This window comes from Microbacterium sp. NPDC080220 (assembly GCF_040686395.1).
GTDB classification, from domain to species: domain Bacteria; phylum Actinomycetota; class Actinomycetes; order Actinomycetales; family Microbacteriaceae; genus Microbacterium; species Microbacterium gawkjiense.
This window is the reverse complement of sequence record NZ_JBFBOP010000008.1, coordinates 68092-82327: the sequence shown is the minus strand read 5'-3', so window position 1 is coordinate 82327 and position 14236 is coordinate 68092. Positions and strand designations below refer to the sequence as shown.

11 protein-coding genes are annotated in these 14236 nt (G+C 70.4%); 5 read left to right on the top strand and 6 right to left on the bottom strand.

The features are described from left to right. Nucleotides 1–154 precede the first annotated feature (154 nt). Nucleotides 155–1084, bottom strand: coding sequence for a PAC2 family protein (locus AB0P29_RS12790; protein ID WP_363380279.1), 930 nt, complete (start codon nucleotides 1082–1084; stop codon nucleotides 155–157). Nucleotides 1085–1170: 86 nt separating this feature from the next. Between AB0P29_RS12790 and AB0P29_RS12785 the strand changes: the two genes are divergently transcribed. From AB0P29_RS12785 to sucB, 3 genes are all read left to right on the top strand, one after another. Continuing rightward, on the top strand, nucleotides 1171–2643 hold the full coding sequence (locus AB0P29_RS12785; protein ID WP_253034591.1) for a leucyl aminopeptidase: 1473 nt from the start codon (nucleotides 1171–1173) through the stop codon (nucleotides 2641–2643). Next, nucleotides 2640–4010: a dihydrolipoyl dehydrogenase gene (gene lpdA / locus AB0P29_RS12780; protein WP_253034590.1), complete on the top strand. Its 1371-nt coding sequence runs from the start codon at nucleotides 2640–2642 to the stop codon at nucleotides 4008–4010. The genes AB0P29_RS12785 and lpdA overlap by 4 nt, the downstream gene beginning before the upstream one ends. A 63-nt stretch (nucleotides 4011–4073) precedes the next feature. Then, on the top strand, nucleotides 4074–5825 hold the full coding sequence (sucB, locus tag AB0P29_RS12775; protein ID WP_363380277.1) for a 2-oxoglutarate dehydrogenase, E2 component, dihydrolipoamide succinyltransferase: 1752 nt from the start codon (nucleotides 4074–4076) through the stop codon (nucleotides 5823–5825). Between the two features lie 14 nt (nucleotides 5826–5839). On the opposite strand, the gene AB0P29_RS12770 is transcribed toward sucB, so the two are convergent. Further along, on the bottom strand, nucleotides 5840–7114 hold the full coding sequence (locus AB0P29_RS12770) for a hypothetical protein (RefSeq protein ID WP_363380275.1): 1275 nt from the start codon (nucleotides 7112–7114) through the stop codon (nucleotides 5840–5842). A 117-nt stretch (nucleotides 7115–7231) separates the two neighbouring features. Between AB0P29_RS12770 and AB0P29_RS12765 the strand changes: the two genes are divergently transcribed. Then, a complete protein-coding gene (locus AB0P29_RS12765; RefSeq protein ID WP_217531720.1) occupies nucleotides 7232–7942 on the top strand; it encodes a DUF4191 domain-containing protein in 711 nt (236 codons plus the stop codon). A 9-nt stretch (nucleotides 7943–7951) separates the two neighbouring features. Here AB0P29_RS12765 and AB0P29_RS12760 read toward each other — a convergent pair whose 3' ends face one another. Further along, the gene (locus AB0P29_RS12760; RefSeq protein ID WP_363380272.1) at nucleotides 7952–8410 is read right to left on the bottom strand and encodes an RDD family protein; all 459 of its coding nucleotides are present in this window, start codon (nucleotides 8408–8410) and stop codon (nucleotides 7952–7954) included. Nucleotides 8411–8511: 101 nt separating this feature from the next. Here AB0P29_RS12760 and glnA point away from each other — a divergent pair, with 101 nt between their 5' ends. Then, nucleotides 8512–9936, top strand: a complete 1425-nt coding sequence (gene glnA / locus AB0P29_RS12755; RefSeq protein ID WP_363380270.1) for a type I glutamate--ammonia ligase — start codon at nucleotides 8512–8514, stop codon at nucleotides 9934–9936. 63 nt (nucleotides 9937–9999) lie between these two features. Here glnA and AB0P29_RS12750 read toward each other — a convergent pair whose 3' ends face one another. Genes AB0P29_RS12750 through AB0P29_RS12740 form a run of 3 tightly spaced genes read right to left on the bottom strand, consistent with a single transcriptional unit; the run spans nucleotide 10000 to nucleotide 14232 of the window. Next, entirely contained in the window at nucleotides 10000–10266 is a 267-nt protein-coding gene (locus AB0P29_RS12750; protein ID WP_363380268.1) for a hypothetical protein, read from the bottom strand. A 48-nt stretch (nucleotides 10267–10314) separates the two neighbouring features. Then, entirely contained in the window at nucleotides 10315–11223 is a 909-nt protein-coding gene (locus AB0P29_RS12745; RefSeq protein WP_363380265.1) for a DUF808 domain-containing protein, read from the bottom strand. Nucleotides 11224–11250: 27 nt separating this feature from the next. Next, the gene (locus tag AB0P29_RS12740; protein ID WP_363380263.1) at nucleotides 11251–14232 is read right to left on the bottom strand and encodes a bifunctional [glutamine synthetase] adenylyltransferase/[glutamine synthetase]-adenylyl-L-tyrosine phosphorylase; all 2982 of its coding nucleotides are present in this window, start codon (nucleotides 14230–14232) and stop codon (nucleotides 11251–11253) included. Between the last annotated feature and the right edge of the window lie 4 nt (nucleotides 14233–14236).

Below are 14236 nucleotides of genomic sequence, written 5' to 3'. Positions count from 1 at the left end.
GACTCGCACGGAAGCGACTCCACGGGCCCGACAACGGGTCATTTCGTCCATTCTCTCATACGTCTCGGATGCATGAAGTACGTACCCGTGTCAACACCGAATACCTTGTGCGCATTCCCCGGCGGAATGCTGTCACGGCGGCGTGGAGTGCGACTCAGCCGAGCCCGGGGCGCCGGTCGTCGTCGCCGGAGGGACGGTTCGCGAGGAACCGCTCGAGCTCGGCGGCCAGCTCGTCGGCGGACGGCAGATCGCCGGTGTGGATGATCGGCTGGGCCTGCGTCGAGCCCGCCATGTAGGCGTCGTAACGGTTCTCGAGGTTGCCGAGCATGGCGGTCAGTTCCTTACTGGCCGCGACCTGGTCGTCCACCTTCTCGAGGTACTCCCGGTTCTCCTCACGGAGGGTGTCGCTGTCGAAGACGAGACCGGTCGCGACGGAGACGCTGTCGAGTGCGGCGATCGCCGCCGCGGGGAAGTCCGTCTCCGCGAGGTAGTGCGGCACCAGCAGGGCGAACCCGGACACCGAGACACCGGCATCCGAGAGCCGGTACTCGAGGAGGTGCCCGGCGGTCGAGGGGACCTGGGTGCGGGGCTTCCACACGGAGTGCGCCTCGGTGAGGTCGGCGCGGTTGCCGCTGACCGTCGTCCCCAGCGGCCGCGTGTGGGGCACCGGCATCGGGATCGCGTGCACCCACGTGACCGACCGGACCTGCAGCCCCTCGGCGAGTCCGACGACGGTGTCGACGAAGGCCTCCCAGGCGAAGTCGGGCTCGTAGCCGGACAGCAGGACGAAGGGCTGACCCAGCGAGTCGTGGACCAGCGCGAGGTCGAGACGGGGAGGCTGGTAGTCCTCGAGGTGGTCGCCGTTGAAGGTGATGAGGGGCCGGCGGGCGCGGTAATCGAACAGCACGTCCGGGTTGAAGGTGATGACCGGTTGCGGGTCGAGCTCGGTGTGCAGGTGGTCGACGACGCGGGTGACCGCGGAACCGGCATCCGTGAAGCCGGTCAACGCGACGACCAGCGGAAGGCCCGCGGGCACGGGCGGCGCCGTCGTGATGCGCTCGTAGAGGGGACCAGACAGGGGCATGTCTCCACTGTAGGAGCACGCCCGAAGCAGGCGGCGCGCCACCCGTCCCGCTCTGAGCGAACGCCCCCGTCCATAGGATGGAGTCCATGCCGTACCCCGAGCTGACCGTGTCCACTTCACCTGCACGCGACGGCGGTGCCGACGCGATCATCCTCGCCCTCCCGCCGCTCGACGACGCGGCGTCGGTCCTCGCGGACTGGCCGGGTGTCGAGGAGGTCCTCCGCGGCATCGGATTCAGCGGCACCCCCGGGACCACGACCCGGGTCTTCGCCCCCGCCTCCACCGCGCTCCCCCTCTTCGTCGTGGGGACCGGCTCAGCGCCCTCGGCCGATGCGATCCGGGATGCCGTCGGTGCCGCCGTGCGCACGACGACGGGATTCGCCCGGCTCGCCGTCGCCCTCCCGCACGCCGAAGCGCACTGGCGCGCCGCAGCCGAAGGGGCGGTCCTCGGCGGATACCGCTTCGAGGGGTACAAGTCCTCCGAGTCCGGGAAGACCCGCGCCTCCCACGTCGTCCTGCACCTGTCGGCCGACGTCGACCCGGAGGAGCTGCGCGCGGTCGACGTCACCGGGTCCGCCGTCGCCCTCGTCAAGGACCTCGTCAACGTGCCCGCGGAATGGCTCGGACCCGCCGATCTCGCCGAGCGCGCCATCGAGGCCGTCGCGGGGCTCCCCGTCGACGTCGAGGTGCTCGACGAGACCGAGCTCGCGGCGCAGGGCTACGGCGGCATCCTGGGCGTCGGGAAGGGGTCCGACCGTCCGCCGCGTCTCGTCCGCCTGACCTACTCCCCCGCGGGCGCCGACCGCCACATCGCCCTGGTGGGCAAGGGGATCACGTTCGACACCGGCGGGCTGTCGCTGAAGCCACCGGCATCCATGGTCGGGATGAAGTTCGACATGGCGGGCGCGGCGACCGCGCTCGCCGTGGTGCGCGCCGCCGCGCAACGCGAACTGGCGATCGCGGTGACCGCGTGGCTGTGCATCGCCGACAACATGCCCTCCGGGCGCGCGACCCGCCCCGGCGACGTCCTACGGATGCTCGACGGGACGAGTGTCGAGGTCCTCAACACGGATGCCGAGGGCCGCCTCGTCCTCGCCGACGGACTCGTCGCGGCGAGCCGGACGCGACCCGATGTCATCGTCGACGTCGCGACGCTCACGGGTGCCGTCATCGTCGCGCTCGGCAACCGCCACACGGGGGTCATGGGCGACGACGAGACCGTGGCGCGCTACCTCGAGGCGGCCGCATCCGCCGGTGAGGCCGCATGGCAGCTGCCGCTCCCCGACCACATGGAGGACGAACTCGACTCCCCCATCGCGGACCTCCGCAACGCCAAGGTCGGCGACCCGGCGGGCGGCACGATGTTCGCCGGGCTCTTCCTGCGCCGCTTCGTCGGACGCACGGGAGAGGATGCCGAAGCCCCCCGCATCCCGTGGGTGCACCTCGACATCGCGGGCAGCGGCGAGAACAAGGCCTCGCCCTTCGGCCCGACCGACAAGGGACCCACGGCGGCGACGGTCCGTTCGCTGCTCGCCTTCCTCGAAGCGGAGATCCGATGAGCCGCCACGAGTTCGACGTCGTCGTCCTCGGCGGCGGCAGCGGCGGGTACGCCGCCGCGATCCGCGCGAGCGAGCTGGGCAAGAAGGTCGCCCTCATCGAGAAGGACAAGGTCGGGGGAACCTGCCTGCACCGCGGCTGCGTGCCGACCAAAGCGCTCCTCCACACCGCGGAGATCGCTGACCACGTGCGGGAAGCCGCCGCGGTCGGCGTCGACGCCTCGCTGACGGGGTTCGATCCGGCGCGGATGACCGCTTACCGCGAAGGCATCGTCGCCAAGAAGTACCGCGGCCTGCAGAGCCTGCTGTCCACGCGCGGCATCACCGTAGTCGCCGGCGAGGGCCGGCTGAGCGCGGACCGGTCCGTGATCGTCGGCGAGGACGAGTACGCGGGTGCGGATGTCATCCTCGCGACGGGCTCGCAGACGAGGTCGCTCCCGGGGATCGAGGTCGGCGGACGGGTGCTCACGAGCGAGAGCGCGCTGACGCTCGACACCGTCCCCGGCTCGGTGGTCGTCCTGGGCGGCGGGGTCATCGGGGTCGAGTTCGCGAGCGCGTGGCGTTCGCTCGGCGTCGACGTCCTCATCGTCGAGGCCCTCGACCGACTGCTCCCGGCAGAGGATGCCGCGTCGAGCAAGGCCCTCGAACGCGCCTACCGCAAGCGCGGCATCCGGACCGCCCTCTCGACCCGCTGCGAGGGCGTCTCGCAGCGCGAGGACGGCGTGGCCGTCACACTCTCGGACGGAGCCGTCGTCGAGGCGGACTACGTCCTCGTGGCGGTCGGACGGGGTCCCGTCACCGACGGCCTGGGCCTGGACGAGGCGGGTGTCACCCGCGACCGGGGGTTCGTCGTCGTGGGCGACGACCTGCAGACCTCGGTCCCCCACGTGTGGGCCGTGGGCGACATCGTCCCCGGGCTCCAGCTCGCGCACCGCAGCTTCCAGCAGGGCATCTTCGTGGCGGAGCGGATCGCCGGTCTCGCGCCGGTCGCCGTCCCCGAATCGACCATCCCGCGCGTGTCGTACTCCCACCCGGAGGTCGCCTCGGTCGGCCTCACCGAGGAGCAGGCGCGCGCCGCGCACGGGGATCGCGTCGCGGCCTATGAGTTCAACCTCGCCGGCAACGCGAAGAGCGAGATCCTCGGGACCGCGGGCTTCGCCAAGGTCGTCCGCATCGTGGACGGCCCCGTCGTGGGCGTGCACCTCGTCGGCGACCGCGTCGGCGAGCTCATCACCGAGGGGCAGCTCGCGATCGGATGGGAAGCCCACCCCGAGGACATCGCACCGTTCGTCCACGCGCATCCGACCCAGAGCGAAGCCCTCGGCGAGGCGTTCCTCGCTCTCGCGGGCAAGCCCCTCCATACCGTCTGACCCCGTCGCACGGGCGACACTAAGCTAGACAGCACATCGCACTTTCTTGAAGGAGACACAGTCATGAGCACATCCGTGGTCCTCCCCGCGCTCGGTGAGAGCGTCACCGAGGGAACGGTCACCCGCTGGCTCAAGAAGGTCGGTGATTCCGTCCAGGCCGATGAAGGACTCCTGGAGATCTCGACCGACAAGGTCGACACCGAGATCCCCTCGCCCGTCAGCGGCGTCATCGAGGAGATCCTCGTGCAGGAGGACGAGACCGTCGAGATCGGCGCCGTGCTCGCGAAGATCGGTGACGGCTCGTCCGCGCCGGCCGAGTCCGCGCCCACCGAGTCCGCTCCGGCCGAGTCCGCGCCCGAGCAGTCCGCACCCGAGCAGTCCGCACCCGAGCAGTCCGCACCCGCCGAGCCCGCCCCGCAGGAGACTCCCGCCGAGTCCGCACCGGCACCGGCGGCATCCGGCGACGCGAAGGACGTCGTCCTCCCCGAGCTCGGTGAGAGCGTCACCGAGGGCACCGTCACCCGCTGGCTCAAGCAGGTCGGCGACGACGTCGCGGTCGACGAGCCCCTCCTCGAGATCTCGACCGACAAGGTCGACACCGAGATCCCCTCGCCCATCGCCGGTACGCTGACCGAGATCCTGGTCCAGGAGGACGAGACCGTCGAGGTCGGCGCCGTCCTGGCCCGCGTCGGATCCGGCGCCGCCGCGGCACCCGCTGAATCGGCCCCCGCGGCACCCGCCGAGGAGAAGGCCCCCGAGGCCCCGGCGCCTCAGAGCGAGGCGCCCGCCGCCGAGCAGCCCAAGGCCGAGGAGCCGAAGGCTGAGGAGCCGAAGGCTGAGCAGCCCAAGGCCGAGCAGCCCGCTCCGGCCGCACCGGCGTCGGCCGAATCGGCGTCGGACGACGAGGGCGTCACCTACGTGACTCCTCTCGTGCGCAAGCTCGCCCAGCAGCACGGCGTCGACCTGTCGAACGTGCGTGGCAGCGGCGTCGGTGGACGCATCCGCAAGGAGGACGTCCTCAAGGCCGCCGAGGCCCCCAAGGCCGAGTCCGCACCGGCCGCTGCCGCCGCGCCGGCGCCCGCCGCCGTCGAGGTCTCGCCGCTGCGCGGCACCACCCAGGCGATGTCGCGTCTGCGCAAGGTGCTCGCCAGCCGTGCCGTCGAGTCGATGCAGCAGACCGCTCAGCTGACGACGGTCGTCGAGGTCGACGTCACGAAGCTCGCGAACTACCGCGACTCGGTGAAGAACTCGTTCCTCGAGAAGACCGGCGACAAGCTGTCGTTCCTGCCGTTCTTCGCGCTGGCGGCCGCCGAAGCCCTCAAGGCATTCCCGATCATCAACGCGACCGTCGACGGCGACCAGATCGTCTACCCCGCGAGCGAGAACCTCTCGATCGCGGTCGACACCGAGCGGGGTCTGCTGACGCCCGTCCTGCGTGACGCGGGCGACAAGAACATCGCACAGATCGCGCACGAGATCGCCGACCTCGCCGACCGGACGCGCAACAACAAGCTGAAGCCCGACGAGCTGGCCGGCGGCACGTTCACGCTCACCAACACCGGTTCGCGTGGCGCGCTGTTCGACACCCCCGTGGTGTTCCTGCCGCAGTCGGCCATCCTGGGCACGGGCGTCGTCGTGAAGCGTCCCGGAGTCGTCTCGGTCGACGGGAAGGATGCGATCAGCGTCCGCTCCTACGTCTACCTGGCGCTGTCCTACGACCACCGCGTCATCGACGGTGCCGACGCCGCGCGCTTCCTCAGCGCGGTGAAGGCTCGCCTCGAGGCGGCGCAGTTCGAGGGTCAGCTCGGCGTCTGACACCCCCAGCGGGATCATGGCTGGTCCGCGAGGTCGTACACCTCGCGGACCAGCCATCGCTTTTCCACCCGCACCATGACGAGCACCTGGGTCACCTCGGCCGTCACGATCCGGACGGCCGCGGCACCGCCGTACTCGTCGACCACCTCCACCGCGTAGTCCCCACCCGCGGCGTCGATCGGTCGGGCCGATCCGGGCTCCTCCCAGAGCTTTTCGAGACACGCGTCGTCACCACAGGCAGCCAGCGCGTCCACCAGGCCGCGAGCCGCGTCGACGATCTCCGCCGGCCCCTCATCGGACCGGGCGGCGTCCTCCGTCGCAGGATCCTCGTCGCGCACCGGAGAGGCGGATGCCGACGGCGCCGCCGCGCGCGTCGGATCAGCGGACCCGCCGGCCGCCGCTGCCGGGGGCTCCCCCTCCCCTGACGGCCACAGGGCGCCCCCGACGATGACCGCCGTGGCCACGGCTGCCGCGACGAGGAGAACACGGCGCCGTCCCCCCGTGGGCCGGTCTGCCTGCCGATCACCCGCGCGCGGCGTCTCACGGGTGCGATGGACGACCGCGGCCCACGCGCGCGCGACCCGCTCGGCGACCCCCACGTCCACCAAGCGCGCGAGCAGGTCCCGCACGGTGCCGGCGACGCTCCCACTCGCGTGCGGAGGAGCCACGGCGCGTTCGCGTCTCTTGGGCAGGTGCCCGTCCTCGCGCCGTTCCGTCGGAAGCGGTTCGGGATCCGCCGCGGCGAACAACGCGCCTTCGATCGCCTCGCCCTCTCTGCGCAGGAGCCGGGGATCGCCGATCGCCGCTGCGGCGCTGTCGAGTGCTCGCTGCAGCGCCGGGTCTGCGGCATCCACCCGCCGGAGGAGGTCCACGGTGTCCTCGCGCCAGGCGAGCGTGCCGGTCAACGCGAGGACGGGTCTGCCCTCGGTGGTGACCCACCATCGTCCGGCCTCGGCACCGAGTCCGTCCGCCTCGCGTGCGCCTCGGAGGGCGCTGACCGCCAGCGTGACGAGGACACCCGGCGGAGGGGAGCCGTCCGTCAGCACCTCGTCGAGCGTGACGGGACAGTGCGGCAGGACGACCCGGGGACCGTCCGACGTCCCCGCGGCGTCCATCGGGGCGAGGAGGTGCTCGGCCCCGTGCGCCGCCCACGCGGGCGAGGCGCCGAAGGCAGCGGCGTCCACCCACACGGTCGGCGGGTCACCGGCGCGCAGTACCCCGGCGAACGGGGCCTCGGCCGCGGTGAGCTCGCGCAGCGCCGGCGGGATGTCCAGAGCGACGGGTTCCATTCCTCCACCCTCCGCCCGCGCCCACCATCATCGGCTGCGCCCCGACGACCGGTGGACAGCCGCCCGCGCCCGACGACGTGTGAAGAAGTCCGCGGGCCGCGAAGGTAGGCTGAGCACATGGCATCCCGCAGTACCGCACCTGAGAAGCGCCCCGGATTCTTCTCCCAGATCCGCTCGCTGTACACGTTCACCCGGAGCGAGTTCCGGTGGTTGCCGTGGGCCTTGATCGGTGCCCTGCTCCTCGGTGTCGCCCTGGGCGTCGGCCTCGGCTTCCTCGTGCCGCCGGTGGAGATCTGGAGCGTCATCCTCTGGGGTGTCAGCGGCCTGCTCATGGGCTTCCTCTTCGCGATGATCCTGCTGACGCGCCTGTCGACGCGGGTCATGTACAAGAAGCTCGACGGGATGCCGGGTGCCACCGGCCACATCCTCTCGACCGGTCTCGGTCGCAGCTGGGTGACGTCCGACATGCCCGTGGGCGTCAACCCGCGGACGCAGGACGCCGTCTACCGGGCCGTCGGTCGCGGCGGGGTCGTCATCATCGGAGAGGGTGCGCGCGGGCGACTGACGCGCCTCGTGAACGACGAGCGCAAGAAGGTCGCGCGGGTCGCCTCGGGCATCAACATCGAGGTCCTCTACGTCGGCGACGGCGAGGGCGACGTCCACATCTCCAAGCTCGCCAAGACCATCAAGGCGCTGCCCAAGACCGTCGATCGCGCCACCCTCGCGGCCGTCGTCAAGCGCATCGACTCGGTCTCGCAGTCGGTGACGTCGCTGCCGATCCCCAAGGGCATCGACCCGACGCGCGCCCGCGCTCCGCGACCCCGGTAAGCGGCCGCGTCAGCCGCGGACGAGGACGGTTCCGACCACTTTGTCGTGGAGGCCACGCTGGTCGGCGTCCCAGATCACCGCGGGCAGCACGACCACGAGCAGTGCCGTGCGGACGATGGGACGCCAGAGGCCGGGCCACCCGCCGCGCGCCAGCTCCACCCGCATCCCGAGGATCCGGTGACCCGGACTCCCGCCGATCGTGGGGATGAACAGGATCTGCAGGGCGGCGAACACGATCATCGGCGCGAACAACGTCCAGCCGGCCTTCTCAGGCAGGGCGAACTGGTCGTATCCGAAGAACGCCGTCGCCAGGACCGTCGCCGCCGCATAGTCGATGAACAGGGCGCCGATGCGCCGGCCGGGCCGGCCGATGCTGCCGCGGCCGGTGGCGGGACGTCCGAGCCGTTCGCCGGGGTAGTCGGGCAGGGTCGATGACACCGTCTCAGCGTAATCCGGGGCACGTAACATCCCCGAAACATCGGGGACACTGCCGGGCAACTGCGTCCCGATAGGTTCGAGGGGCGCCTGATCCGACAGGCGACGACATCGCACCCGATCTTGGAGACTCCATGTTCAAAGATTCTTCCGAGGTGCTCGCGTTCATCAAGGACGAGGACGTCAAGTTCCTCGACATCCGTTTCACGGACCTCCCTGGTGTGCAGCAGCACTTCAACATCCCGGCCTCGACCGTTGACGAGGAGTTCTTCACGGTCGGCCAGCTCTTCGACGGCTCCTCGATCCGCGGCTTCGCGAGCATCCACGAGTCGGACATGCAGCTGATCCCGGATGTCACCACCGCCTACCTGGACCCGTTCCGCGAGGCGAAGACGCTGATCATGGTCTTCGACATCTACAACCCGCGCACCGGCGAGATCTACGCCAAGGACCCGCGTCAGGTCGCCAAGAAGGCCGAGAAGTTCCTCGCGTCGACCGGCATCGCCGACACCGCGTTCTTCGCCCCCGAGGCCGAGTTCTACATCTTCGACGACGTCCGCTACGACGTGAAGCAGAACCAGAGCTTCTACTTCGTCGACTCCGAGGAAGGCGCCTGGAACACCGGTCGCGTCGAAGAGGGCGGCAACCTCGCCAACAAGACCCCGTACAAGGGCGGCTACTTCCCCGTCTCCCCCGTCGACAAGCAGGCCGACCTGCGCGACGACATCTCGCTCAAGCTCATCGAGGCGGGCCTCAAGCTCGAGCGCGCGCACCACGAGGTGGGCACCGGCGGCCAGGCGGAGATCAACTACCGCTTCGACACGATGGTCCACGCGGCGGACGACATCCTGAAGTTCAAGTACATCGTCAAAAACACCGCCGAGGAGTGGGGCAAGGTCGCGACCTTCATGCCCAAGCCGCTGTTCGGTGACAACGGTTCCGGCATGCACACCCACCAGTCGCTATGGAACGGTGGCGAGCCGCTCTTCTACGACGAGAAGGGCTACGGCGGGCTCTCGGACATCGCCCGCTGGTACATCGGCGGCATCCTGGCCCACGCCCCGGCGGTCCTGGCCTTCACGAACCCGACCCTCAACAGCTACCACCGCCTGGTGAAGGGCTTCGAGGCGCCGGTCAACCTGGTGTACTCGGCAGGCAACCGCTCGGCCGCCATCCGCATCCCGATCACCGGTTCCAACCCCAAGGCCAAGCGCATCGAGTTCCGCGCGCCGGATGCCTCGGGCAACCCGTACCTCGCGTTCGCCGCGCAGCTGATGGCCGGCATCGACGGCATCATCAACCGCATCGAGCCGCACGAGCCCGTCGACAAGGACCTCTACGAGCTCCCGCCGGAGGAGGCCAAGGGCATCCCGCAGGTGCCGAACTCGCTGCTCGACTCGCTCGAGGCGCTGCGCGCGGACCACGAGTTCCTGACCCGGGGCAACGTCTTCACGCCCGAGCTCATCGAGACGTGGATCGAGTACAAGATCGAGAACGAGATCCAGCCGCTGGCCCAGCGCCCGCACCCCTTCGAGTACGAGCTGTACTTCGGGGTCTGATCCCACGATCCAGAAGAGCCCGCCGGCATCACGCCGGCGGGCTCTTCTCGTATCCTGCGGCGGTCAGAAGCCGGGGAGGTTGATGTCCTTGGGGTCGACCTCGACCTCGCCGACGTCGTCGGGTCCGCCGGTTCCCGGGGCGACCTGCACCTGATCCTCGTCGATGTCGCCGGCGACCTCATCGGAGACGTGCTCGTCCTGCTTCTCCTGCGTCTCGGTCTCGCTGCCGGGGCTGTACGCGGTGTCGTGATCGATCTGGTCGTCCTGCGAGTGGGCGGTGTCGGTGGCCTCGGTGGGCTCGACCGGAGCGGAGTTCTGATCGTTGGTCATGACTGGACGGTACGGCCCCGCACGGCAGCCGCCGGACCCCTTGACAGGTCAGTGAACGGAGGCGGACGAACTGCCGCGGTGCTCCTTGTGGCCTCCGCGGAGCCGGCCGACGAGCATGATCACCCCGACGATCGCGAGGCCGAGGAGAAGGCCGGCGATCGCGGAGACCAGCGTCTCGCCGACCCAGACCACGGCCGGACCGGCAGCCTCGAGCAGGTGCTCGACGCCGTGCAGGAGGTCGGTCGTCCAGTGCCACCCGACCTTGCCCACGTTCTCGAGGACGAGGTGTCCACCGACCCACAGCATCGCCACCGTCCCCAGGATGCTGATCCCGCGGAACACCGCGGGCATGGACCGCACGATGCGGGCGCCGTTGTGGCGGACGCGCCTGACCGGGCTCTTCGCCATCCGCAGACCGATGTCGTCGATCTTCACGAGCAGGGCGACGGCCCCGTAGACGAGCAGCGTCATCATGAATCCGATGACAGCCAGGATGGCGAGGGTCTGCCAGATCCCGAGCCCTTCCTCCAGGCTGTCCAGCGAGATGAGCATGATCTCGCTCGAAAGGATGAGGTCGGTGCGGACGGCGCCCAGCACGAGCTTCTTCTCGTCGCGCTCCGCCTCCTCCTCCGCGTGGAGGTGGAACCCGAACCACTCGAGGACCTTCTCCGCACCCTCGAAGCAGAGGAAGGCGCCGCCCAGGATCAGGAGGTAGGGCAGCACCCACGGCGCGAAAGCGGTCAGCACGAGGGCGATCGGGATGATGATCAGGAACTTGTTGATCAACGAGCCGAGGGCGATCTTGCCGACGATCGGCAGTTCGCGGGCCGGGGTCACACCCTGCACGTACTGCGGGGTCACCGCGGCGTCGTCGATGACGACACCCGCGGTCTTGGACGACGCCTTCAGGGCGGCGCTCAGGATGTCGTCGACGACGGCCAGTAGTCCAACGGACATGGGGGAAGCCTTTCGGTGGGTCGGCGCTCAGCCGTAGAAGAGATTCTCGAAGGCGCGGCGGGCTCGCCGCGCGGTCCGCAGCCAATCCTCCTCCACCTGCGTGGCCGAGCGCGGTTCATACTCCAGGAGGCGGCCGATCCCGTCGAGTTTGCCACGGTCGCTCGGCAGCACGTCGCTCGTCTGTCCGGACAGCAGGGTGTTCGCCGATCGAAGCCGGCTCGCAAGCCACCATGCCGCGGCCAGGCGCTCGGCTGCGGCATCCGGGATCAATCCGGCGCCCTGCGCTGCCGCGAGTGCCTGTATCGTGGACGTCGTCCGAAGACCCTCGACCTGCGCGGCGTGCTGCAACTGCAGCAGCTGCACGAGCCACTCAACGTCGCTGAGGCCGCCGGGGCCGAGCTTCAGATGACGCGACCGGTCGGCCCCCTGCGGCAGCCGCTCGTTCTCGACGCGCGCCTTGATTCGTTTGATCTCGCGCAGGCCCTGCGGGTCGGGATCGAGCGGATAACGGACCTCGTCCGCCAACGCCATGAACCGCGCGATCAGCTTGACGCTGCCGGCGACGCCCCTCGCCCGCAGCAGGGCCTGAGCCTCCCACGACAGGGACCAGCGCCGGTAGTACTCGGCGTAGGCGTCGATCGAGCGCGCCATGGGCCCGTTCCTGCCCTCCGGCCGCAGCCCCGCGTCGAGGTCGAACGGCGCGCGATGGTCCTCGGAATGCGTGCGCAGACCCTGCACGATCTTCAGCGCGAGATCGTGGGCGCGCTGAGGCGGCACACCGTTGGGGTCGTAGACGAACATGACGTCGGCATCCGATCCGAAGCCCAGCTCGCCGCCGCCGAAGCGCCCCATCGCGATCACCGCGAAATCGAGCGAATCGTCCTCGGGGGGCACGACCTCCCGCCAGACGGCCCGCAGCGTCGCCTGGATCGTCACCTCGCTGATGGACGTGAGACCGTCGGCGAGCTCGGCCATCGTCAACTCGCCGAGCAGGCCGCCGAGGGCGAGACGCAGCAGTTCCCGGCGTCGCAGCGCACGGACCGACCGCATCGCGTCGCCGATCGACTCGTGACGGGTCTGGATGGCGCGAGCCTCCTGCTGCAGGGCGAAGCCGGACCTCGGGCGCAGCTGTTCGGACGAGTCCAGCCACGCGACCGCCTCGGGGATCCACTCCATGAGGTCGGCGGCATAGCGGGAGCCGGAGAGCACGTGGGTGAGCCGTTCGGCCGCACCCGACGAGTCCCGGAGCATGCGGAGGAACCACGGCGTGTCGCCGAGGCGTTCGCTGATGCGGCGGAACGAGATCATCCCGTAGTCGGGGTCGACGCCGTCGGCGAACCACCGGATCATCACCGGCATGAGGTGCCGTTGGATGGTGGCCTTGCGGCTGAGTCCGCTCGTCAGTGCGCCGATGTGGCGGAGCGTGCCGGCGGGATCGCGGAAGCCGATGGCCGCGAGACGATCGTGCGCCTGCGTGGACGACAGCGCCCCCTGCTCCTCGGCCGGGAGGGCCGCCACAGCCGACAGCAGCGGCCGGTAGAACAGACGGATGTGGATCTCGCGCACCTGCTGCTTGATCCGCTCCCAGACCGCACCGATGCCCGCCGCGTCGGCGGCGAGGCCCGTGGCCCGCGCCAGGACGCGCAGCTCGTCGTCCGTGGTCGGCATGAGGTGCGTGCGCTGCAGGCGGCGCAGCTGCAGTCGGTGCTCCATGACCCGGAGGGTGCGGTAATGCTGGCCGAAGGCCGCGGCATCCGTCCGTCCGATGTACCCCTCCCCGACGAGCGCGACGAGGGCCCCGAGCGTGCTCTGCTGCCGGATCCCCTCGTCGGCGAGACCGTGGACCAGTTGCAGCAGCTGCACTGTGAACTCGATGTCGCGGATGCCGCCCGGCCCGAGCTTCAACTGCCGCGCGACCTCGTCGGCGGGGATGTGATCCGTCACGCGTTCGCGCATCCGCTGGACGCTGTCGACGAAGTTCTCGCGCGCGCTGCTCGTCCACACCTGCGGCTGCACGGCTGCGCAGTATTCCTCCCCCAGCGTCAGGTCGCCCGCGAGCGGGCGCGCCTTGAGCAGGGCCTGGAACTCCCAGCTCTTCGCCCACCGGGCGTAATAGGACAGGTGCGAGTCGAGGGTCCGCACGAGCGCACCCTGCTTGCCCTCCGGGCGCAGGTTGGGGTCGACCTCCCACAGCGGCGGTTCGATCTCGACGTCCGAGATGCCGCGCATCGTGAGGGTGGCGAGACGGGTCGCGATGTCGATCGCGCGCCCCTCCGCCAGGTCGGCGCCGTCGGCGACCCCGGCGACGAAGATCACGTCGACGTCGCTCACGTAGTTCAGCTCGCGGGCCCCGGTCTTGCCCATCCCGATGACGGCCAGCCGCGTCGCCGCGACCTGCTCGCGCGGGAACATCGCGAGCGCCGCACGCGTCCGCGCCGCGCACAGCGAGGCGTCGAGGGCGGCACCGGCGGCGTCGGCGAGAGCGGCCGCCACCTCGGGCAGGACGTCGGTCGCGTCGGTCGCGGCGAGATCGTACGCCGCGATGAGGGCGACGAGCCGCCGGTAGCGGACGCGCAGGGCGACCCACGCGGATTCATCGGATGCCGCCGCGAAACCGTCGGCATCCGCTCCGATCGCCTCGAGCAGCCCCTCGCGCATCGCCTGCGGCGAGGGGAGCATGCGACCGGCCCCGACGAGGTGGGTGAGCTCCTCAGGGTGGCGGAGGAAGAAGTCCGCGAACCCCGACGAGGCACCGAGCAGCGACCACAGCACCGCGCCCGCGTCGTCCATGGCGGTGCGCAGGGCGGCGGCATCGCGCCGACCGATCCGTACGCAGGACTGCACCGCCCCGTCGGGGTCGGCCGCGCGCCGGGCACCCTCGACGAGTTCGTCACGATCCACACCCGTGAGGGAGCTCAGCTCGTCGAGGGCGTCGGAGGATGTCTCGAGGTCGGAAAAGCCCGCACGGGCCAGGTCGGTGAGTGCTGCGCGTCGCTCGGAGGAGGCCATCGCC

What these genes read in the sequence shown, in the direction of transcription:
- AB0P29_RS12760 (WP_363380272.1), bottom strand. Translation starts at nt 8,410, where the DNA reads ATGTTACGTGCCCCGGATTACGCTGAGACGGTGTCATCGACCCTGCCC.
- glnA (WP_363380270.1), top strand. Translation starts at nt 8,512, where the DNA reads ATGTTCAAAGATTCTTCCGAGGTGCTCGCGTTCATCAAGGACGAGGAC.
- AB0P29_RS12770 (WP_363380275.1), bottom strand. Translation starts at nt 7,114, where the DNA reads ATGGAACCCGTCGCTCTGGACATCCCGCCGGCGCTGCGCGAGCTCACC.
- AB0P29_RS12790 (WP_363380279.1), bottom strand. Translation starts at nt 1,084, where the DNA reads ATGCCCCTGTCTGGTCCCCTCTACGAGCGCATCACGACGGCGCCGCCC.
- AB0P29_RS12785 (WP_253034591.1), top strand. Translation starts at nt 1,171, where the DNA reads ATGCCGTACCCCGAGCTGACCGTGTCCACTTCACCTGCACGCGACGGC.
- AB0P29_RS12740 (WP_363380263.1), bottom strand. Translation starts at nt 14,232, where the DNA reads ATGGCCTCCTCCGAGCGACGCGCAGCACTCACCGACCTGGCCCGTGCG.
- AB0P29_RS12750 (WP_363380268.1), bottom strand. Translation starts at nt 10,266, where the DNA reads ATGACCAACGATCAGAACTCCGCTCCGGTCGAGCCCACCGAGGCCACC.
- AB0P29_RS12765 (WP_217531720.1), top strand. Translation starts at nt 7,232, where the DNA reads ATGGCATCCCGCAGTACCGCACCTGAGAAGCGCCCCGGATTCTTCTCC.
- lpdA (WP_253034590.1), top strand. Translation starts at nt 2,640, where the DNA reads ATGAGCCGCCACGAGTTCGACGTCGTCGTCCTCGGCGGCGGCAGCGGC.
- sucB (WP_363380277.1), top strand. Translation starts at nt 4,074, where the DNA reads ATGAGCACATCCGTGGTCCTCCCCGCGCTCGGTGAGAGCGTCACCGAG.
- AB0P29_RS12745 (WP_363380265.1), bottom strand. Translation starts at nt 11,223, where the DNA reads ATGTCCGTTGGACTACTGGCCGTCGTCGACGACATCCTGAGCGCCGCC.